The 21,451-nt window shown below is 68.7% G+C and carries 17 protein-coding genes; 12 read left to right on the forward strand and 5 right to left on the reverse strand.

What is annotated here, in order from left to right; translation table 11 throughout:
• Positions 1–287 precede the first annotated feature (287 nt).
• The 3 genes from VFA06_RS11695 to VFA06_RS11705 all read right to left on the reverse strand — a co-directional run bounded on the left by VFA06_RS11695 (position 288) and on the right by VFA06_RS11705 (position 2,281).
• Positions 288–1,136: a fructosamine kinase family protein gene (locus tag VFA06_RS11695; protein WP_324840519.1), complete on the reverse strand. Its 849-nt coding sequence runs from the start codon at positions 1,134–1,136 to the stop codon at positions 288–290.
• Positions 1,133–1,774: a low molecular weight protein-tyrosine-phosphatase gene (locus VFA06_RS26080; RefSeq protein WP_414639876.1), complete on the reverse strand. Its 642-nt coding sequence runs from the start codon at positions 1,772–1,774 to the stop codon at positions 1,133–1,135. Before VFA06_RS26080 ends, VFA06_RS11695 begins: the two co-directional genes overlap by 4 nt.
• A 123-nt stretch (positions 1,775–1,897) precedes the next feature.
• Positions 1,898–2,281: a phage holin family protein gene (locus VFA06_RS11705; RefSeq protein ID WP_324840521.1), complete on the reverse strand. Its 384-nt coding sequence runs from the start codon at positions 2,279–2,281 to the stop codon at positions 1,898–1,900.
• Between the two features lie 161 nt (positions 2,282–2,442).
• Here VFA06_RS11705 and VFA06_RS11710 point away from each other — a divergent pair, with 161 nt between their 5' ends.
• The 5 genes from VFA06_RS11710 to VFA06_RS11730 all read left to right on the forward strand — a co-directional run bounded on the left by VFA06_RS11710 (position 2,443) and on the right by VFA06_RS11730 (position 10,249).
• The gene (locus VFA06_RS11710; protein ID WP_324840522.1) at positions 2,443–3,015 is read left to right on the forward strand and encodes a MarR family winged helix-turn-helix transcriptional regulator; all 573 of its coding nucleotides are present in this window, start codon (positions 2,443–2,445) and stop codon (positions 3,013–3,015) included.
• Positions 3,016–3,545: 530 nt separating this feature from the next.
• The gene (locus tag VFA06_RS11715) at positions 3,546–3,758 is read left to right on the forward strand and encodes a hypothetical protein (protein ID WP_324840523.1); all 213 of its coding nucleotides are present in this window, start codon (positions 3,546–3,548) and stop codon (positions 3,756–3,758) included.
• Positions 3,759–4,007: 249 nt separating this feature from the next.
• A complete protein-coding gene (gene thiC, locus VFA06_RS11720) occupies positions 4,008–5,528 on the forward strand; it encodes a phosphomethylpyrimidine synthase ThiC (protein ID WP_324840524.1) in 1,521 nt (506 codons plus the stop codon).
• 10 nt (positions 5,529–5,538) lie between these two features.
• Positions 5,539–8,217 carry an MGH1-like glycoside hydrolase domain-containing protein gene (locus VFA06_RS11725; RefSeq protein WP_324840525.1) on the forward strand — a complete coding sequence of 893 codons (2,679 nt, stop codon included), beginning with the start codon at positions 5,539–5,541 and terminating at the stop codon, positions 8,215–8,217.
• Between the two features lie 133 nt (positions 8,218–8,350).
• Positions 8,351–10,249 carry a DUF262 domain-containing protein gene (locus VFA06_RS11730; RefSeq protein ID WP_324840526.1) on the forward strand — a complete coding sequence of 633 codons (1,899 nt, stop codon included), beginning with the start codon at positions 8,351–8,353 and terminating at the stop codon, positions 10,247–10,249.
• 68 nt (positions 10,250–10,317) lie between these two features.
• On the opposite strand, the gene VFA06_RS11735 is transcribed toward VFA06_RS11730, so the two are convergent.
• Entirely contained in the window at positions 10,318–11,148 is an 831-nt protein-coding gene (locus VFA06_RS11735) for a metallophosphoesterase family protein (protein WP_324840527.1), read from the reverse strand.
• Between the two features lie 148 nt (positions 11,149–11,296).
• On the opposite strand from VFA06_RS11735, the gene VFA06_RS11740 reads away from it, so the two are divergent.
• Positions 11,297–12,100, forward strand: coding sequence for a nuclease-related domain-containing protein (locus VFA06_RS11740; RefSeq protein WP_324840528.1), 804 nt, complete (start codon positions 11,297–11,299; stop codon positions 12,098–12,100).
• Positions 12,101–12,143: 43 nt separating this feature from the next.
• Here the strand turns inward: VFA06_RS11740 and VFA06_RS11745 are convergent, their stop codons facing one another.
• The gene (locus VFA06_RS11745; protein ID WP_324840529.1) at positions 12,144–13,268 is read right to left on the reverse strand and encodes a HoxN/HupN/NixA family nickel/cobalt transporter; all 1,125 of its coding nucleotides are present in this window, start codon (positions 13,266–13,268) and stop codon (positions 12,144–12,146) included.
• Positions 13,269–13,416: 148 nt separating this feature from the next.
• Here VFA06_RS11745 and hisC point away from each other — a divergent pair, with 148 nt between their 5' ends.
• The 6 genes from hisC (at position 13,417) to VFA06_RS11775 (ending at position 21,320) form a co-directional block, all read left to right on the forward strand.
• Positions 13,417–14,535: a histidinol-phosphate transaminase gene (gene hisC, locus VFA06_RS11750; protein ID WP_349260154.1), complete on the forward strand. Its 1,119-nt coding sequence runs from the start codon at positions 13,417–13,419 to the stop codon at positions 14,533–14,535.
• A 401-nt stretch (positions 14,536–14,936) separates the two neighbouring features.
• Complete coding sequence (gene pdhA, locus VFA06_RS11755; RefSeq protein ID WP_414639874.1) at positions 14,937–16,127, forward strand: pyruvate dehydrogenase (acetyl-transferring) E1 component subunit alpha; 1,191 nt, start codon at positions 14,937–14,939, stop codon at positions 16,125–16,127.
• Positions 16,124–17,134, forward strand: a complete 1,011-nt coding sequence (locus VFA06_RS11760; RefSeq protein ID WP_324840532.1) for an alpha-ketoacid dehydrogenase subunit beta — start codon at positions 16,124–16,126, stop codon at positions 17,132–17,134. Before pdhA ends, VFA06_RS11760 begins: the two co-directional genes overlap by 4 nt.
• A gap of 18 nt (positions 17,135–17,152) precedes the next feature.
• Positions 17,153–18,589: a dihydrolipoamide acetyltransferase family protein gene (locus tag VFA06_RS11765; RefSeq protein ID WP_324840533.1), complete on the forward strand. Its 1,437-nt coding sequence runs from the start codon at positions 17,153–17,155 to the stop codon at positions 18,587–18,589.
• Positions 18,586–19,383, forward strand: a complete 798-nt coding sequence (locus tag VFA06_RS11770; protein ID WP_324840534.1) for a carbon-nitrogen family hydrolase — start codon at positions 18,586–18,588, stop codon at positions 19,381–19,383. Before VFA06_RS11765 ends, VFA06_RS11770 begins: the two co-directional genes overlap by 4 nt.
• 95 nt (positions 19,384–19,478) lie before the next feature.
• The gene (locus VFA06_RS11775) at positions 19,479–21,320 is read left to right on the forward strand and encodes an NHL domain-containing thioredoxin family protein (RefSeq protein ID WP_324840535.1); all 1,842 of its coding nucleotides are present in this window, start codon (positions 19,479–19,481) and stop codon (positions 21,318–21,320) included.
• Positions 21,321–21,451 lie beyond the last annotated feature (131 nt).

Consider the following 21,451-nt stretch of genomic DNA (forward strand, 5'->3'; position numbering starts at 1 on the left):
GCCCTATCCCGCCGTCCCGACTGACGGTCGGCAACTGTAGTACGCCTGTACGCGTGTCCGGTACATCTCCTACCGACCCTTTGCTCTCCTGCGACAGGACTGTCACATTGTGCGTCCGGGATGTTATCTGCCTGATAAGTACGGATAGTCCGAATTCAGTGGTGCGTCGGTGTGGTCCTTCGAATGTGTCACACGTGCGGCGCCGCGGAGGCGGTTCATCGCAAGTTCCTGGAAGCGACTCAGACGGTGCGTTATAGAGGCGTCCACCTCTGCTGCACGGCGCACGCTTACAGATACTGGCGCGCAGTGGCGACGGCCTGCGCCCCGTACGAAGAACCGAACAACACCGCGTGAACGAGAAGTGGATGCAGCTGGTGCAGGCCCACGCGCTCGCGCCACTCCTCGTCGAGCGGATGCACTTCGTCGTAGGCCGCGATGATCGTGTCCAGGTGCGGCGGCTCGAACAGCGCCATCATCGCCAGGTCGGTCTCCCGGTGGCCGCCGTGCGCCGCCGGGTCGATCAGCCAGGCGCGGCCGCGGGTGTCCCAGTGGATATTGCCGGCCCACAGGTCCCCGTGGATCCGGGCCGGCAGCTCGGGCGGCCCGGCCAGGTCCTCGATCCGGTCGCAGACCCGCTCGATCACGGCCGCGCCCTCCGCGTCGATCGAACCCCGGTCGACCGCCGCGCGCAGATAAGGCAGCACCCTGCGCCGGGCGTAGAAGCCCGGCCACTCCTCTTCTTCCGTGTTGTCCATCGGCAGCGCGCCGATGAAACCGGGCCACGAGGCGCCGTATGACTGTGCGCCGCGCGCGTGCAGCGTGGCCAGCTGCCGGCCGAACTCCTCCGCGCCCTCCTGGGTCGCCCGCCCCGGCGTGACCCAGGTGGTCACCAGCAGCGAGTCGCTGATCCCGAGCACCTCGGGCACGAGCACGCCCTCCGCCTCGCGCAGCCAGCGCAGCCCGGCGGCCTCAGAGGCGAGGAACTCCGGGTCCTGCCCTCCGGTGGCCTTGACGAAGACGTTGCCGCCGTCGAGCAGCGAGACCCGATAGGTCCCGGCGCCCCCCGCGCCGGTGCCGAGCGCGGTCACCCCGGCTACGGCGCCCCCGAGCACCGCGGCCACCTGGTCGCCGATCACCCTGCCCTCGTCTCCAAAGCCAACCCGATGTGCGACAGCAGGCCCGGCATCGCGTCCTGCACCATCGCCAGGCATTCTTCGAAGCCTGCCAGAGAACCGTAGTACGGATCCGGTACGTCCAGCCGGTCGGGCCCCGCGGCCGGATCGAACTCGCGCAGCAGCCGCAACTCCGCCAGCCGCGGAGCGTCCGCGCCGGCGGCGTTTTTCACCGGATCGGAGGAAGAGGCGGCGACCGATGGAGCGCTAACCGATGGAGCGCGGACTGACGGGGCAGCCGCCCGCCCCCGGCCGCCGGAAAGCGCCGAAGCCCAGCGCCGCAGGGTCCGCAGATGCCCGTGGTCCAAGGCGATCACCAGGTCTCTGTGCAGCAAGTCGGCCTGTTCGAACTGCCGCGCCACGTGCCGCGACGGATAGCCGTGGCGCGCGAGCACCCGCACCGTGCGCGGATCCGCGCCGTCCCCGACGTGCCAGTCACCCGTGCCCGCGCTGTCGACCTCGACCACGTCCGACAACCCGGCCTCGGCGATACGCGCGCGCAGCACCCACTCGGCCATCGGCGAGCGGCAAATGTTGCCCGTGCAGACAAAGCAGACCCGGTACGGTTCCCGGGCCTGCCTGCCGCCGGACGAGTGTTGCAGGGCACTGCGCTCGCCGCCCTGGTGGTCCGCACCGGTACGGATGTCCGCCTCGTTGTTCACTGGCCTTGTTCTTCGGTCATGATCGTGTACCCGGAGGTTGAGCTTCGACCGCTGTTTCCACTCCTACTTGCGCTTCTCGTCGGGCAGCACTGCGTGCAAGATCAGTGACACGGCGGTGATGATCAGCGAGCCGAGCAGCGCGTAGCCGAAGTTCTGAACGTGGAAGCGCACCGCGAAGTGGTCGGAGATCTTCGAGGTCAGCAACAGCATGAGAGCGTTGATGACGAAGGTGAAAAGCCCCAGGGTGAGCAGCAGGATCCCGAAGCTGAACAGCTTGACGATGGGCCTGATGAACGTATTCACCAGGCCGAAGATGAGCGCGACCAGCAGAACGGTCCACACTAGTTGGAAGCCCGTGCCCTGGAACGCGATGCCTGACTTGACCACGATTGAGGCCACGTACAGGCCCACCGCGTTCACCAGGATCTTGATCACGAATTTCTTCATGGCCGCATGTTCCCGCAAGTGGCGCGCTTCGGCCAAGAAGGTGTGGCAAGCTGTTGTAGAAGGGTACGGGTGGCGCTCGCAGAGCGTTGTGTATCACCCATCCGCGTCAGAGCCCGCCGCAAAAACGGGCATTTTGTGCGACACAGGATATGATCGACGCCATGACAGCAGTGGATGACCGGCTCGGCCACATGGTCAAGAGCCTTGAGCAAGAGCTCTCCGGAGCGAAGGACGCGGCACTGCGCCCGATGGGCCTGACCGTCCCGCAGTACTCGGCGCTGTTGGTGATCGCTGACACGCCGGGTATCAGCGGGGCCGAACTCGCCCGCCGGTGCCTGGTGACTCCGCAGACGATGACGACGGTTCTGGGCAACCTGACCGTCAAGGGCCTCATCGAGCGGCGCACCGTACCGGGTCAGGGCCGCGCGATGGAGACCAACATCACCGCGGCGGGCAAGAGATTGCTCGGCCGCGCCGACAAGAAGATCCTCGAGGTCGAGGAGCTGCTCAACGGGCAGCTCAGCAAGGCGGACCAGCAGTCGCTGCGCAAGCTGCTGGAGAAGTGCCGCAGCGCGTTCGCTACCGTGACCGCTCAGGTCGAGGCGGAGGAGACCCCCGCCCCGGCTGCGCGTCCGGCTCGCAAGGCGACCGCGAAGAAGGCACCGGCCGCCGCCAAGAGGCCCGCCAAGAAGGCCCCCGCGAAGCGCGCTTCGACGCGCGCCAAGAAGGCCTGATCCGCGATCCCGACAGCCGGTGTACATCACGGCCGTCACAACCGACCGCTGCGATAGTGCGGCAGCAGTCAATGCTCTGCCGTATCAGAGGTTTCAGTGCGACACTCTGGTATCAGCAGGTAGCAATAGCAACACGAGTAACGCGCGCAAGCGCTCAGAAACACCAGCCACGCCGCAGCACGCAAGGGCTGTGCGGCGAGGCGCTTGACAGCCCGCCGGGGTGCGCTAGGTCCCGGCGGGCTTAGGCGCGTCTGGCGCCGGGCATATTCCCACACGCTCCGCGGCCGCAGTCCGGCCGGTCTTCTACGTCGACGCGGCTTCTACTTCGAGGCGGCGGCTTCTGCTTCGAGGCGGCGCTTGCCTGCGAACGGCCCGCGCGAACGGCCGCAACGAGGGTCCAACGGACACTGGCGTAGCCGCCTAACGCGATATATCGTGGATCGGGAACGGGGGCGAGAGCCCGAACGTTCTTCCGGTAGACGCCGTGACGCGCGGCGTCCTGAGGCTCTTGAAGGGGTTGGGGAAGGCAGATGCCAACCTGGCTGAAGGCTGTGCTCGCGGTCGCCGGTGTGGTGATCGCCGCCAAGATCGTCATCGCGCTGGTCACCGCGGTGTTCAGCTCGCTGTTCTTCGTCGCGCTCGCCGTCGGGGCGGTAGGCGTGCTCTGGTACGGGTACCGGCGGTTCATGAACTCGCTGCCCGCCTACCGGCGTCGGCAGATCCGCAACCGCCGCGACTACTGATCCGCACCCGGCTCGTCCGGCGACGCTTTCGCCGCCGGACGGCCGGTCGGACTTAGGAAGCAATCGCTCCGCCCTCTCCTTGCGCTGCGCGCTGCCCGCGCTAGGGTGACCGGGACAACTAAAGACCGCGGGAGCTCGGAACCGACCGGGCTGAGAGGGCGACTGGCCAGGCTTCAGGCCTGCACAAGCCGTTGTCGCCGACCGCATGAACCTGTCCGGGTAATGCCGGCGTAGGGAGCGTGGGCGACTGTGTCCGAGATTCGCAAGACCTATCTGAGCAGCACAAACTCCTTTGGTGACATCCGCGTCCCGATGCGTGAGGTCGTCCTGTCGACTGGTGACAGCGTCGTGCTGTACGACACGTCGGGCCCTTACACCGACCCTTCCCTGAAGACCGACGTACGCGCGGGGCTGCCCAAGCTCCGCGAGCCGTGGATCACCGCGCGCCAGAACGGGACGCGGCCGAGCGGAACGCAGCTGTCTTACGCGCGTCGCGGCGAGGTGACCGCCGAGATGGAGTTCATCGCGCTGCGCGAGGGCGTCCCGGTCGAGAAGGTGCGTGACGAGGTGGCCGCCGGCCGCGCCGTCATCCCGGCCAACCTCCGCCACCCCGAGATCGAACCGATGGTGATCGGCGAGGCGTTCCTGGTGAAGGTCAACGCCAACATCGGCAACTCCGCCGTGACCTCCTCGATCGAGCAGGAGGTGGAGAAGATGGTGTGGGCGACCCGCTGGGGCGCGGACACCATCATGGACCTGTCCACCGGGCGCGACATCCACCAGACCCGCGAGTGGATCCTGCGCAACTCGCCGGTCCCGGTCGGCACCGTGCCGATCTATCAGGCACTGGAGAAGGTCGGCGGCAAGGCCGAGGAGCTGTCCTGGGAGGTCTACCGGGACACGGTCATCGAGCAGTGCGAGCAAGGCGTCGACTACATGACCGTGCACGCCGGCGTCCGCCGCGACTACGTGCCGCTGACCGCGCGCCGCAAGACCGGCATCGTCTCGCGCGGCGGCTCGATCCTCGCCGCCTGGATGATCGCGCACGGCCGGGAGAACTTCCTCTACGACCACTTCGCCGAGCTGTCCGAGATCCTGCGCGAGTACGACGTCACCTACTCCCTCGGCGACGGCCTGCGCCCCGGCTCCATCTACGACGCCAATGACGAGGCGCAGCTGGCTGAGCTGAGGACCCTCGGCGAGCTGGGCCGGATCGCCCGCGAGCTCGACGTGCAGGTGATGATCGAAGGACCCGGACACGTGCCGATGCACAAGATCCGGGAGAACGTGGAGCTGCAGAAGGAGCTGTGCGATGACGCGCCCTTCTACACTCTGGGCCCGCTGACCACCGACATCGCTCCCGGATACGACCACATCACCTCCGCGATCGGCGCGGCGATGATCGGCTGGTACGGCACCGCGATGCTCTGCTACGTCACCCCGAAGGAGCACCTCGGCCTGCCGGACCTCGAGGACGTCAAGCAGGGCATGATCGCCTACAAGATCGCCGCACACGCCGCCGACCTGGCCAAGGGCCACCCGGGCGCCCAGGCCTGGGACGACGCGCTGTCCGACGCCCGCTTCGAGTTCCGCTGGGAGGACCAGTTCAACCTGGCCCTCGACCCGACCACGGCCCGGTCCTTCCACGACGAGACGCTGCCGGCCGAGCCCGCCAAGCAGGCGCACTTCTGCTCGATGTGCGGCCCGCACTTCTGCTCGATGCGCATCACCCACCAGATTCGGAGCGCGGCCGCAGCCCCGGTCGGGTAAGACTGGTCAGGTGCATGAGCCTGGGTCCGTTAAGAAGCAGAATGCGGAGCAGCGGCGGCTGAAGGCGGCGGACGACGGAGCAGAGCCCTGGCGCGAATGGGGCCCCTACCTGTCGGAGCGCGCGTGGGGCACCGTGCGGGAGGACTACAGCGCAGACGGCGACGCCTGGCGCTACTTCCCGTTCGAGCACGCGCGCTCCCGCGCCTACCGGTGGAGCGAGGACGGCCTGGCCGGGCTGTGCAACCTCAACCAGGACTGGTGCTTCGCGCTGGCCTTCTGGAACGGGCGCGACCCGATCCTCAAGGAACGGGCCTTCGGCCTGGGCAACGCCGAGGGCAACCACGGCGAGGACGCCAAGGACTACTGGTGGTACGAGGACGCGACGCCGACCGGGTCGTGGCTGCGCTGGCGCTACCACTACCCGCAGGCCGAGTTCCCGTATCAACAGCTGCGTGAGCAGAACGCGGCGCGCGGTAAGGACGACCCGGAGTACGAGCTCGTCGACACCGGGATCTTCGCCGACGACCGCTACTTCGTCATCACCGCCGACTACGCGAAGGCGGCGCCGGACGCGTATGCCATCCGCGTCACTGTGGAGAACGCCGGGCCCGACGCCGCGACGCTGCACGTGCTACCGCACCTGTGGTTCCGGGACATGTGGTCCTGGGGGCGCGCGCCCGACATCGAGGACGCCGTTGACACATCAGGGCTGATGATCGTCGGCGAGTCCGGCAGGCTGACCGCGAAACACCCGCACCTCGACGGCGCCCTCGCGCTGTCCGACGCTTCCGGTCAGACACCCCCGGCGCTGCTCTGCGACAACGAAACGAACGCGGCTCTGCTGTTCGGCGCTGAGAACCGGACTCCGTACCCGAAGGACGGCATCGGCGACCACATCGTCGGCGGTGCCGACACCGTCAATCCGGAGCGCACCGGCACCAAGGGCGCGTTGCACTATGTGCTGGATCTCGCGCCCGGTGAACGGCGCGAGATCAACCTCTGGCTGGCCGCCGAGGGCGCCACTCTGTCCGACCACGGCTCGACGCTGGCCGATCGCGAGCGCGAGGCCGACGAGTTCTACGCGGGCCTCACGCCGGACGACGCCACCCCGGACGACGCCCGGATCATGCGCCAGGCCTTCAGCGGTCTGATCTGGTCCAAACAGTTCTACCACTACGACGTGCACCGCTGGCTGCGCGGCGATCCGGCGCAACCGCTCCCTCCCGACCACCGCGCTCACGACCGCAACGCCGGCTGGGACCACTTCTGGGCCCGCGACGTGCTGCTGATGCCCGATCCCTGGGAGTACCCCTGGTTCGCCTCCTGGGACCTGGCCTTCCACTGCGCCGTGATGGCCGAGGTGGATCCCGGCTGCGCGAAGGAGCAGCTCTACACCTACCTCTCGCAGCGCTATCAGCACCCGAACGGCCTGTTCCCGGCCTACGAGTGGGACTTCGACGACATGAACCCACCGGTCTTCGCCTGGGCCGCGATGCGAGTGCACCGGGCCGTCGGCGGCGACCGCGAGTTCCTCAAGGCCTGCTTCCACAAGCTGCTGCTGAACTTCACCTTCTGGGTCAACCGCAAGGACGAGGGCGAGGACAACATCTTCGAGGGCGGATTCCTCGGCCTCGACAACATCGGGGTCTTCGACCGCTCCAAGCTGCCGGTGGCCGGCGTGCTCGAACAGTCCGACGGCACCGGCTGGATGGCCTCCTACTGCCTCTACATGCTCGCGATCTCCATCGAACTGGCCGCCCAGGAGCCCATCTACGAGGAGATGGCCTGCAAGTTCGCCGAGCACTACGCCTACATCGCCAAGGCGATCAACGACTGCGGGCTCTGGGACGAGCAGGACGGCTACTACTACGACCGGCTGCGCCGCGACGGCGACGAACCGGTGGTCATGCGGGTGCGCTCGATGGTCGGCGCGGTGCCGCTGCTCGCCGCGATCGCCGTGGACGCCGACACCCTCAAGCGGCTGCCCCGCTTCACCGCGCACCTGGAGGAGTTCACCACCCGCCGCCCCGAGTACGCCCGCGCCGTCACGCGGCCGCATGCCGCCGGCGGCATCGTCTTCTCACTCGCCGACGACGTGCAGGCGGCCCGGATGCTGCAGCGGCTCAGCGACCCGGCGGAGTTCTTCTCCCCGCACGGCCTGCGCTCGCTTTCGCGCTACCACCTGGAGCATCCGTTCTCTGTCGACCTCGACGGCTACACCGCGAGCGTCGACTACGAACCCGGCGAATCCCGCTCCGGCATGTTCGGCGGCAACTCCAACTGGCGCGGCCCGGTCTGGCTGCCGCTCAACTACCTGGTGTACGAGGCGATCTGCCGAGTCGGCCCGGCCCTCGCGGTGACCCGGCACCCGGTGCCTGGCGTGCCGAACGTGGATCGGGCCGGCTTCGCGGAGGAGTTGCGGCAGCGGCTGATCGGCATCTTCCGGCTCGGCCCCGAGGGCACCCGTCCGGTACTCGGACCGGTCGGCGCCGACGCCCCGGAATCGGACGCGGCGTCGGCTGAATCAGCCCTCTTGCAGTCAGACCCGCGATGGCGGGACCGCCCGTGGTTCTTCGAATATTTCCACGGGGACACCGGCAAGGGCCTCGGCGCTTCGCATCAAACGGGGTGGACCGCCTTGATCGCTTCACTCATTCGTAACCCGCCGTCTGGTTTTCCTACCCGCTGACCTGGGCATGTTCCCGAAGACAGGGTGGGCAAGAGGCGCACTGGAGTGAAAGCAGCGCTCGAAGGCGCTTTCCCGTGGCCCGCGTTCCGCGTCTTGCACAAGGGGACGCCAGGATCATGTTCAAGGCTGCATTTTGACGACCAAGGCCGCGTTCTCGAGCAACGACAGGCAGGACCGCATCGACGGCCGGGGGCACACCGTCAGGGAACTGTTCACCGGACGCAGGTACGGGCTCGAACACTACCAGCGTGAATACGACTGGAGCCGCACGCACGTCGGCGACCTCCTACAGGACCTGTCCGGCCGCTTCCTTGAGCAGTGGCGGCCGGACCACGACCGGGAGGACGTCGCCGGGTACCGGCCCTACTTCCTCGGTCCCTTCGTCACCTATCCCGCCCCGGGTGTGTCATACCTCGTCGACGGCCAGCAGCGTTTCACGACCCTGCTTCTGCTGCTGATCCACCTGCGGCATCGGCTCACCGACTTCGAGGACCACGCCGGCGCGGCCGTGCTGGACAACATGATCTGCACCGTGCAGTACGGCGTGCCGACGTTCACTGTGCACGTAGACGAACGCGAGCCCGCGCTGCGCGCGCTGCGTGCCGGACGCGACTTCCCGGTCATCGAGCTGACCCCGCTCGCGGTGCGCACCATGTGCCAGCGCTACCGGGAACTGGTCGAGGACTTCCCGGCCGCGCTGCGCGGCGAGGCGCTGCCCTTCTTCGTGGACTGGCTCCTGGAGCGGGTGTTCCTGGTCGAGATCACCGCGCGCAACCGGGACCACGGCTGGGAGATCTTCGAGTCGATGAACGACCGGGGCGCCCGGCTGACCCCGCTCGACCTGCTCAAGTCCTTCCTGCTCTCGCGCGCGGACAAGGATCACAGCGCGCTGAACGCGATCTGGCGGCGCACCATGTCGCAGCTCGCGGTCACCGACGACCAGGCGCCCGGCGACTTCGTCAAGACCGTGCTGCTGGCCAGGTACGCGCCCGCGGAACCGGCTACCGCGGAGCGGATCTCCACCGCGTTCCACGAGTGGGTGCGGCAGAACACCGACGCGGTCGGCCTGGTGCGTCCGCGCGACTACCGGGTGTTCATCCGGGACACCATCAGGCCTCTGGCGGACCGCTACCGGGCGCTGGTCGAGGCCTGCGCCGTGCCAGCCAAGGGCCTTGAGCCGGTCTTCTACAACGCGGCCAACGGCTTCACCCACCAGCTCACGCTGATCATGGCGGCGATCGGGCCGAACGACTCGGACACCGTGTTCCGGGAGAAGGCCCGCCTCGTCGCCGCGTTCTGCGATCTGCTGCTGGCCCGCCGGATGGCCAACTACGCCGGGCTGCAATCCGGAGACCTGGCCCGGCAGATCGGCGCGTTGGTGGAGCCGCTGCGCGCGGCGCAGAGCCTTGAGTCGGTGCGCGCGCTGTTGGCCGCCGAGGTGTCCGGGCTCGAACACGACTTCGCCGGCCTGGAGACTTTTGGGCTGCGCTCGGACAACCGCAAGCAGGTGCGCTACCTGCTCGCGCGGATGACGCAGTGGGTGGAAACCCAGTGCGGGCAGCCGGATCTGATCGTGGACTACCTCGGCTTCGGGCCGTCCGGCCGACCGTACGAGATCGAACACATCTGGGCCGACCACTTCGGCCCTTACGCCGACGAGGTCGGCACGCCGGAGCGGTTCCGCGTCGTGCGCAACCGATTCGGGGCACTGTTGTTGCTGCCCAAGGAGATCAACGCGGCGTTCCGGGACGATCCTTACTCGCTCAAAGCAGAGCACTACCGTGCGCAGAATCTGCTAGCGCGCTCGCTGCATCCGCTGTGCTACGAACGCAATCCGTCATTCCGCAGGTTCGTGGTGCGCAACGGCCTGGCCGACCACTTCCGCGCGTACCCGCACACCTTCGGAATCACCTCGATCACTGAACGCCAGCGGCTGTACCGCGCGCTGTGCGAGCGGATCTGGGACCCGGAGCGGCTCGGCCTGACCCCGGCCGCCCCAACCGCCTCCGCCGTCGAGGTGCAACCCGCCTGAATCAACTGGCTTGAAGCCGTGACGAACGGGGTATCAGCGGATTCCTGATATCAGGATTGGCTTCGATATCAGGGAAGCTCTTTGGGTACGGAGGGAAGGCCGCACACCAAGCACGGGCCGCCGAGGAAGAGGCCGGTGTCGAGGTTGACCGCGTAGCCCCCCGCGTACACCAAGGGTCCGGTTACCGCGTGCGGCTCGATCCCGAGCAGCAGCGGGATCGGGGAATGGCCGTGGACGAGCTGCCTGCCGCCGAAGGTGCGCAGGAACTCGCGGGCAGCTATCCCGTCGTCGGAGGCGAAGGCGAAACGCTTGGTCATCAGGTGCGTGAGACGGTCGATCTCCTCGACGTCCACCGGGTCGCTGAGCAGGGCCGCGATGCTCTCGTTCACCGCCTCGACGGATTCGCCGAACTCGAGGTACCCGACCGTGTCCGCGTGCACGAGCAGGTGTCCGTTGATCAGCGCCATGGCCGGCAGCTTGGCGATCCACTCCAGGTGCGCGTCGGTCAGCCGGCTGGAGTCGGCGTCCTGGCCGCCGTTGCCGAACCAGCGCTCGCGGAACAGCGCGTGCACGTCGTCGTCGCCGGACTGCATCAGCCGCAGCTTGCGGCCTTCGGGCAGATGCGCGGCGAGCAGCATGAGCTCGTGGTTGCCGAGCAGGCAGCCCACCTCGCCGCCGTGGTCGGCCGCCTGCGCCTGCAACGACATGACCAGATCGAGCACGCCGATGCCGTCCGGGCCGCGGTCGGTGAGGTCGCCGAGGAACCAAAGCCGGGCGTCTTCACCGATCCAGCGCTCCCGCTCGTCGATGAATCCGGCGCGGTACAGCGCCTCACGCAGCGGAGCCACGCAGCCGTGCACGTCGCCCACTGCGGCCACCGAATCGGACAGGTCAACCATGAGATGTGAGGGTAGTGGGAGAAAGCGGTCTTCCGGTATCCCTGCCGCGTGTGTCTGTATGCCGCTAACGTGCTGAGAAGGGTTTCGACGGTCGCCGCGGGGACACGCGAGGCGGCGTCGACTACCCGTGGTTTCTAGGAGGTTGCCGATGGCCACGATCGGCCGGGCGGCACGTCGGGACGGTCCACCGCGCGCTGGTCAGAGCTTGCAAGCCGCTTATACGCAGCGCTATGGGGCCTGGATCGCGACGCGCCGGCGCTCTGCGGCGCTGTCGGCACTGTGGTGGGGCCCCTTGATCGTGGCCGTCTCCATCATCGCCGGCTACTCGACGCATTTTCCGCTGTTCGGCGTGCTCTACTTCGTGCTGGGCACCGCCGCGGTGCTCGACGTGCTGTTCCGCAAGCCGGACGCGCTCGTGCGCGTACGGGAGCGGGCCGCGGCCGAGTCGGAGACCGGCAAGGTGCTGCGCGCCGTGGAGATCCGGGGCCGCGCGACGGTGCTGCACGACCGGATGCTCACCGGCTTCGGCGAACCGTTCGAGATCGAGCACCTCGTGCTCTCGCCGCGCGGCGCCTTCCTCATCGACTCGAAGCAGTGGCACGACCACGACGTGCGGATGTTCGGCGCGGTGATGTACGTGAACCACGTCGACCAGGCGCCGATGTTCAAGCGGCTGGTCGAGCAGGCACGGGCGCTGGGCGAGGCGTTGACGGAGGCGGCCGCGCTCGACGAGGAGGTCGGCATTGTCACGGTGCAGCCGCTGCTGGCCGTGCACATGGACAAGCTGCCGGGCACGCCGCGCAACATGCTCGGCGTCACGGTGCTCACCCCGGAGCAACTGGCCTCGACGCTACGCAGTCCGGACGTGCGCTGGTCCGCCAAGGCGGTGGACAGCCTGATCCTCGCGGCCAACCGGCTGCTGGTGAGCAAGCAGTCGACCGGCGCGGTGTGAGAGCGCGGGGTGACGGCCTGACCTGACGCGGCGGTGTGACGGCTCAGCCCTCGGTGCGCCAGCGCTCCTCGATCCGGCCGAACTTCCACACCGCCAGCGCGATGACCCAGGTGGCGATGAAGAGGCCGACGATGACGAAGCCGACGGTGTTCAGATTCAGCCCGGCGATCCAGGACCAGAACGCCCCGGTGTAGTTGAGCTGCTGAGCGAGCAGGCCGAGCAGCTCCACGGTGCCGACGATCAGCGCCACGGCCACCGAGAGCCCGGTGATCGTCAGGTTGTAGTACACCTTGCGCACCGGGTTGGCGAAGGCCCAGCCGTAGGCGAAGTTCATGAACGAGCCGTCGATCGTGTCGAGCAGGCTCATCCCGGCCGCGAACAGCACCGGCAGCGAGAGGATCGCGTACCAGGGCAGCCCGGCCAGTGCGCTGGTCGAGGCCAGCACCAGGAAGGCGACCTCGGTGGCGGTGTCGAAGCCGAGGCCGAACAGCAGCCCGACCGGGTACATCTGCCACGGCTTGCGGATCGCCCGCATCACCCGGCCGAGCAGCCGGTTGATCAGACCACGGTTGGCCAGATGCTCCTCCAGCGCGGCCTCGTCGAACTCGCCGCGGCGCATCGCGCGGAACACCTTGAGGATGCCCCAAAGGATCACCACGTTGACCGCCGCGATCAAATAGAGGAAGCCGCCGGAGACCGTGGTGCCGATCACGCCGGTGTAGTGGTGCAGCTGGGAGTTGTCGTTCTTGACCGGCCCGACCACGGCCTTGACCCCGAATGCGAGCAGCACCGCGAGGCCGAAGACGACCGAGGAGTGCCCGAGGGAGAACCAGAAGCCGACGGAGAGCGGCCGCTTGCCTTCGGACATCAGCTTGCGGGTCGTGTTGTCGATCGCGGCGATGTGGTCCGCATCGAACGCGTGACGCATGCCGAGCGTGTATGCGGTCAGACCGGTTCCCACGCCGAACGCCGTATTGCCGAGCGAGTAGTGGCGGGACGCGACGGACGCGATGATGCCCCAACCGATCACGTGCAACAGCAGGATGAAGCCGCCCATCCCGGAGAGGCGATACCACTCCGCGGGAGTAAGGGCGCTGCGTACGCGGCCTATCAGGCTCGTCCGGCGCCCGGAGGGGGCCGCTTCCACCGCGGTCACGGATTGGCTCATGAGCCCACTATTGCAAACTATTCGCATCTGCGGCTAGTAGGCAGCTTCCTGGATGACCAAGACCCGCCGGCGTCGTACGCTGAGCCGGGCGGCGGATCCCGCCGGTTCTTGAACGCGGAGAAAGCGGGCTGTGGTGAGCGATTCGAGGGTGTCCGACACCAACGCGACCGATACCGGCGCGACCGGTACCAACTCGACCGGCGCTGCGTCCGAGCCGAGGCTGCGCGCGGCGGTGGCCGGGCTGCCGGCCTACAAGGCGGGCAAGGCGCCCGCTCCCGGCCAGGGGCCGTCCTACAAGCTCGCCTCGAACGAGAACCCGTACCCGCCGCTGCCCGGGGTGCTCGAAGCCGCGACCGCGGCCGCCGGATCGATCAACCGCTATCCCGACTTCGCCTCGTCCGCACTGCTCAACGAGCTGTCCGGCTACTACGACGTGCCGGTCGAGCACCTGGCCGTCGGCACCGGTTCGGTCGGCGTCGCGCAGCAACTGCTCCAGGTCACCGCGGGTCCGGGCGACGAGGTCGTGTACGCCTGGCGGTCCTTCGAGGCGTACCCGATCCTGACCCAGATCGCCGGCGCGACCTCGATCCAGGTACCCCTGCGCGACGAGAAGCACGACCTCGACGCGATGGCCGACGCGATCACCGAGCGCACCCGCCTGATCTTCGTCTGCACCCCGAACAACCCGACCGGCACCGTGGTGCACCGCGCCGAACTGGAGCGCTTCCTGGACCGGGTGCCCTCGGACGTGCTCGTCGTGATCGACGAGGCCTACCGCGAGTTCAACCGCGACCCCGAGGTGGTCGACGGCCTGGAGCTATACCGCGATCGGGCGAATGTCTGTGTTCTTCGCACCTTCTCCAAGGCCTACGGCCTGGCCGGACTGCGCATCGGCTTCGCGGTCGCGCAGCCGCCGGTGGCCGCCGCGCTGCGTGCCTGTGCGGTGCCCTTCGGCGTGAACCTGGTCGCGCAGGCTGCCGCGGTCGCCTCGCTGCGCGCGCGCGACGCACTGGCCGAGCGGGTCGACGCGCTGGTCGCCGAGCGCACCCGGGTGCTGGCCGCGTTGCGCGCGCACGGCGTCGAGGTCCCGCACACCGAGGCCAACTTCTACTGGCTGCGGCTCGGCGACGCGACCGAGAAGTTCGCCGCGGCCTGCGAGGAGGCGGGCGTGACCGTGCGCCCGTTCGCCGGCGAGGGCGTCCGCGTCACCATTGGCGAGCCGGAGGCCAACGACCTGGCCGTCGCGGTCGCCGCGCGCTTCGCCTGAGAGAGCGCTGCCTGAGAGAGCGCCGCCAGACAGAGCACGCCCGAGAGTGCGCGCCTGAGGCAGCACCAAGTCTGACCATAGTTCCGGGTGGGAAGGTGTTAAGAGTTCGCTCTTAACCCCACCGGACAAGTGTTGCGCTTCCGATTAGTCCGGTGGGCACTGTTCGACGGACGCAACCGGTCGGTAACGTGACCCTCGTCAACGCGTTCGCCGGCCGACACCCAAGGCGGCGGCGCGGCGACCCGGCAACGATCCAACCGCGCCCGGCGACCCCGGGAACACGGAGCGACCGACCGGCGACGATCGGCCGCGCACGGCGAGTGCGCGGTGCACGGCGCCGTGCCGGCCGCCTTGAGGACGCCACCGCGGAAGACCTCCGTGGTCCTCGCCGACGATGAGGAGTGAAGAACGTGACGACACGGACCCCGGCGCGCTCCCGCCGGTCCGCGCAGGCCCCGGCGCCTGATCCGGTACCCGTACCGGAGCCGGCCGCGGCCGATGGGCACGGAGCCGCAGACGAGCTCCCGCTCATCCAGTTGCTCACCCCTGAGGGTGAACGCCGAAGCCATCCGGACTATCCGCTCGACGTGGACGCCGAGCAGGCCCGCGCGCTGTACCGGGACCTGGTCCTGGTGCGCCGGGTGGACGCCGAGGGCACCGCGCTCCAGCGCCAGGGCGAGCTAGGCCTGTGGGCCTCGCTGCTGGGCCAGGAGGCGGCGCAGGTCGGGTCAGGCCGGGCGATGCGGCCGGGCGACTTCGCCTTCCCCACCTACCGGGAGCACGGCGTCGCGTGGACCCGCGGTGTCCCGCCGATCAACCTGCTGGGCATGTTCCGCGGGGTCAACAACGGCGGCTGGGACCCGAACGAGAAGAACTTCATGCTGTACACCATCGTGATCGGCTCGCAGACGCTGCACGCCGTGGGTTACGCGATGGGCATCCAGCGGGACGGCTCCGACGACGCAGTGATCGCCTACTTCGGCGACGGCGCCTCCTCGCAGGGCGACGTCAACGAGGCGTTCGTGTTCGCCGCCTCCTACAACGCCCCGGTGGTGTTCTTCTGCCAGAACAACCAGTGGGCGATCTCCGAGCCGACCGAACGGCAGAGCCGCGTGCCGCTGTTCCGCCGCGCCTCCGGGTTCGGTTTCCCCGGCATCCGCGTAGACGGCAACGACGTGTTCGCCTGCCTCGCCGTAACGCGCGCCGCCCTTGACCGTGCCCGCACCGGTAACGGCCCGACGCTGATCGAGGCATACACGTACCGCATGGGCGCGCACACCACGTCCGACGACCCGACCCGCTACCGCGGTAACGACGAGGTCGAACTCTGGCGTGCCCGTGACCCGCTCGCCCGGCTGCGCACCTACCTCGTGCGGGAAGGCCAGGCCGACGACGCGTTCTTCGCCGAGGTCGAGGCCGAGGCGGACGAACTGGCCGCCGAGATCCGCGCCGGCTGCCTCGCGCTGCCGGATCCGCACCCGCTGAGCATGTTCGATTACGCGTACACCGGCCCGCACGCGCAGGTCGAGGCCGAGCGAAAGCAGCTTGCCGCGTACCTCGAGAGCTTCAACGACGAGGAGGTCGCCCGATGAGCCCCACCGCGATCTCCGAAAGCCCCTCGACCGCACCGGTCACCCTCGCCAAGGCGCTGAACAAGGGCCTGCGCCGGGCCATGGAGCAGGACCCGAAGGTCGTGCTCATGGGCGAGGACATCGGAAAGCTCGGCGGCGTCTTCCGGGTCACCGACGGCCTGCAGAAGGACTTCGGCGACGCCCGCGTCATCGACACCCCGCTGGCCGAGTCCGGCATTATCGGCGCCGCCATCGGCCTGGCGCTGCGTGGCTACCGGCCGGTCTGCGAGATCCAGTTCGACGGCTTCGTCTTCCCGGCCTTCGACCAGATCACCACGCAGGTCGCCAAGCTCTACGCGCGTTCACTCGGCAAGATGCGCGTGCCGATCGTCATCCGGATCCCGTTCGGCGGCGGCATCGGCGCGGTCGAGCATCACTCCGAGTCTCCAGAGGCGCTGTTCGCGCACACCGCCGGGCTGCGCATCGTGGCCTGCTCAAACCCGGTCGACGGCTACTGGATGATCCAGCAGGCCATCGAGTCCGACGATCCGGTCATCTTCTTCGAACCGAAGCGCCGGTACTGGGATAAGGCACAGCTCGACGAAACGGCCGCCCCGTCGTACGGCTTCGACCAGGCCGTCGTCGTGCGACCGGGTACCGACCTGACTCTCGCCGCACACGGCCCGATGGTGCGTACCTGCCTCGACGCGGCCCGCGCCGCCGAGGAGGAGGGGCGCTCGCTCGAAGTCATCGATCTGCGCACCATCTCCCCGCTCGACGTGGACACTGTCGCGGAATCGGTCAACCGCACGGGCCGGCTCGTGGTCGTGCACGAGGCGCCGGTCTTCTTCGGCCTCGGCGCGGAGCTGGCCGCTCAGGTGACCGACCGCTGCTTCTACCGGCTCGAGGCCCCGGTCGGCCGGGTCGGCGGCTTCCACACTCCCTATCCGCCATCCCGGATCGAGGAGACCTACCTGCCCGACCTCGACCGCGTGCTCGACGCCGTCGACCGCGCCTTCGACCACTGACGAGAGGGGAGCCGAAGCATGGCGATCAAGCAATTCCGGCTGCCCGACGTGGGCGAAGGCCTGACCGAGGCGGAGATCCTGCAATGGGTCGTCGCGGTCGGGGACGAGGTGAAGGTCAACCAGACGCTGGTGGAGATCGAGACCGCGAAGGCGGCCGTTGAGCTGCCCTCGCCGTTCGCCGGCGTCGTGCGCGAACTGCTGGTCGAGCAGGGCAGCACGGTGGACGTCGGCACGCCGATCATCTCGATCGAGACCGCCGACGCGGAGCCGGGCGGATCGGCTCCGGCCGGCGCCGCGCCCGCGGCGAGCAACGGCTCGTCGAGCGGTGGACCGTCGCAAGGCTCGTCGGGCGGCGGCACGGAGGCCAAGCGCGAGCCGGTGCTCGTCGGCTACGGAGTCGCGCACGGCTCGACCAAGCGCCGTTCGCGTAAGCCGGCCCCGTCGCACGGGCATGAGTCCGCTGCGGCCCCGGCGCCCGTCGTGCCGACGCCGCCTCCGAATCCGGCCCCCGCGCCGACGCCGATCCGCGTGGAGCGGCCTGCAGCGCCCGAGCCGGTGACGACCCGTCCGACGTACGTCCTGGCCAAGCCTTTGGTGCGCAAACTGGCCAAGGATCTCGGCGTGGACCTTACGACGATCGCGCCTGAGCGCGAAGACGGTGTGATCACTCGCGAAGAGGTGGAACGCGCAGCGGCCCGCGCAACCGCGCCGCGCGTCGGATCACACCCCATGATCCCGGCTGTGGGCGAGACTCGCCGCGTACCGATCAAGGGAGTGCGTAAGGCCACTGCGGCTGCGATGGTCTCCTCTGCGTTCACCGCTCCGCACGTGACCGAGTTCCTGACCCTCGACGTGACCCGCACGATGAAGCTCGTCGCGCGGCTCAAGGCGCTGCCCGAGTTCGCGGACGTGAAGGTCTCCCCGCTGCTCCTGGTCGCCAAGGCACTGCTGCTCGCGGTGGCCAAGCACCCGGAGGTCAACGCGTCCTGGGACGAGGCCGCGCAGGAGATCGTGATCCACGGGTCGGTGAACCTCGGCATCGCCGCTGCCACGCCGCGCGGGCTGATCGTGCCCAACATCAAGGGCGCCGAGCGGCTGCCGTTGCGTGACCTCGCCGTCGCGCTCGGGCAGCTGACCGCGACCGCGCGCGAGGGCAAGACAGCGCTCGAAGACCTCACCGGCGGCACGATCACGATCACCAACGTGGGCGTCTTCGGCGTGGACACCGGCACGCCGATCCTCAACCCCGGCGAGGCGGCGATCCTGGCCTTCGGCGCGATCAAGCAGCAGCCGTGGGTGGTCACCGACAAGCACGGCAAGGCGAAGATCAAGCCGCGCTGGGTCACCACACTCGGCCTGTCCTTCGACCACCGCCTGATCGACGGGGAGCTTGGTTCCAAGTTCCTGCGCGACATTGGCCGCGTGCTGGCGGACCCGGTAGTTTCCCTGGTGTGAAGGCTGCCCTGATTCAGTTCGACGTGGACCTTGGCCGCGCGCCCGAGAAGAGTCGCGAGCTGGCCGTGGCCAAGGTGCACGAAGCCGCCGAGGACGGCTCCGACCTCGTCGCCCTGCCCGAGCTCTGGCTGCATGGGGCGTTCGACCCCGAGCCATGGCACAAGGGCGCGGAGCCGCTGCACGGCGAGACCGCGCAGGTGATGCGCGAGGCGGCGATGGACTGCGGCGTCGTGCTGCACGCGGGCTCGATCGTCGAGCGCACGCCGGACGGCAAGCTGTACAACACCTCCCTGGTCTTCGACGCCGAGGGGGAGCTGCTGGCCGGCTACCGCAAGATCCACCGCTTCGGCTTCGACCAGGGCGAGGCGGCGGTGATGTCGCCGGGCGAACAGCTGGTCAGCTTCGACCTGCTGGACCTCGATGACACGGTCATCACCAAGGTCGGCCTGGCCACCTGCTACGACGTGCGCTTCCCCGAGCTGTACCGCGGCCTGCTGGACGCCGGCGTGCAGACCGTGCTGCAAGTCGCGGCCTGGCCGGCCCGCCGGGTCCAGCACTGGCGCACGCTGCTGCGGGCCCGCGCGATCGAGGACCAGGTGTTCGTGCTGGCGTGCAGCGCGGTCGGCACCCAAGCCGGGGTGGAGATGGCCGGGCACTCGATGGTGATCGATCCGTGGGGCGACATCCTGGCCGAGGGCGGCGAGGGCGAGCAGATCGTCTACGCCGAGTTCGATCCCGCTCTGGTGGCCAGCACTCGGGAAAGCTTCCCCGTGCTCAAGGACCGCCGACTCTAAGCGATCACTGCGGTAACGATCACCGGAGTAACGATCGCTGGAGCAACAATCACTACGGCACCGGTCACTCGTACTAGTCCGACTAGAATCGAACAATGCGTAACCTCAGGCAGCCCCGCGTCCGCGCGCCGAAGCTGACCGGCCGCAGCTGGATCAACACCGCGGTCGGCCACGACGGCGTGGCCGGCGAGCCGGATCTGTCCGGCCGGATCGTGCTGCTCGACTTCTGGACCTTCTGCTGCGCTAACTGCCTGCACGTGCTGGACGAGCTGCGCGAGATCGAGGCCGAGTTCGCCGACGTGCTGGTCGTCGTCGGGGTGCACTCGCCGAAATTCGTGCACGAGGCCGATCATGACGCGCTGGTCGCGGCCTGCGAGCGTTACGACGTCAGGCATCCGGTGCTCGACGACCCGGAATTGAGCACCTGGAAGGCATACGCGGTCCGCGCGTGGCCGACTCTCAGTGTCATCGACCCGGAGGGTTATGTCGTCGCGCAAATGTCCGGTGAGGGACACGCGCACGGCCTGCGTACGCTGCTGCGCGAGCTTGTCGCAGAGCACGAAGCCAAGGGCACGCTGCGTCGCGGCGACAGCCCTTACGTGCCGCCGCAGCCCGAACCAACCGCGCTGCGCTTTCCGGGCAAGGTAATCGCGCTGCCTGGGGGTACGTATCTGGTGTCTGACACGGCGCACCACTCAGTGGTCGAACTCGACGCTGACGGCGAGAGCGTGCTGCGTCGCTTCGGATCGGGTGAGCGCGGTCTGCTGGACGGAAAGGCGCAGGAGGCGCGGTTCAGCGAGCCGCAGGGCCTCTGCCTGCTCGACGAGCACACCGCACTCGTGGCGGACACGGTAAACCACGCCTTGCGCACGATCGACCTGAGCACGGGAGAGGTCAGGACGCTCGCCGGAACGAGCCACCAGTGGTCCCAGGGTTCCGCGACCAGCGGCCCGGCGCGCGAGGTCGACCTTTCCTCGCCCTGGGATCTGGCAGTCGTCGACGGCCGCGTCATCATCGCCATGGCGGGCATCCACCAGGTGTGGGTCTACGATCCGGCGAACGAGACAGTGTCCGTACTCGCCGGCACGACGAACGAAGGGCTCGTGGACGGCCCGCTCGGCGAGGCCTGGTTCTCCCAGCCCTCCGGCTTGACCGTGGACGCGGACGGCCGCGTCTGGATCGCCGACTCCGAATCCTCCGCGTTGCGCCGCCTCGACCTGACGGCCGGCACGGTCACGACGCTCGTCGGCCAGGGCCTCTTCGACTTCGGGTTGCGTGACGGCGCCGCGGACCAGGCTCTGCTGCAACACCCGCTGGGAGTGACCGCCCTCCCGGACGGCTCCATCGCGATCAGCGACACGTACAACGGCGCGATCCGCCGGTACGACCCGGCCACCAGCCAGGTCAGCACTTTGATCACCGGACTGCGCGAACCCTCCGACGCGGTCCTGGCCGACGGCGACCTGCTCGTGGTCGAGTCGGCCGCACACCGCCTCACGCGCGTACGCGTACCCGACGAGGCCCTGCGCGTCGAGTCCGCGGCCTACCGCACCCAGCGTCCCGCCACCGACCTCGCGCCGGGAGAGCTGGAGCTGTCCGTGGTCTTCGAACCACCGGCGGGCCAGAAGCTCGACGAGCGCTACGGCCCGTCCACCCAACTCGTCGTCTCCGCCTCCCCACCGGAATTCCTCCGCTCCGGAGCGGGCCGGGACACGTCACTGCGCCGCACGCTCGTCCTCAACGACAAGCTGGAATCAGGCGTCTTGCACGTCTCCGTCAAGGCAGCCTCCTGCGACGAACCGCTGGAGGGCGCCGAAGACGATGCGGACTTCTTCCCCGCCTGCCACGTCCACCAGCAGGACTGGGGGATCCCGGTCCGGCTCGCACCCGGCGCGCCGAACCGGCTCCCCCTCATCCTGCGCGGAACAGAGGCCTGAGGAGACTGGCTCAGGCCTCTGCTTCCGGCCCGCTCGAGCCGTTTCCGCTCAGACCGAGCAGATCGCCAGGTTCGGCACTGTCTCCCCGTAAACAGCCGAGATCTGTCTCAGTTCAGCCGCAGAAAGGCGGC

It is taken from the genome of Actinocrinis sp., from assembly GCF_035653575.1.
Taxonomy (GTDB): Bacteria; Actinomycetota; Actinomycetes; order Streptomycetales; family Catenulisporaceae; genus Actinocrinis.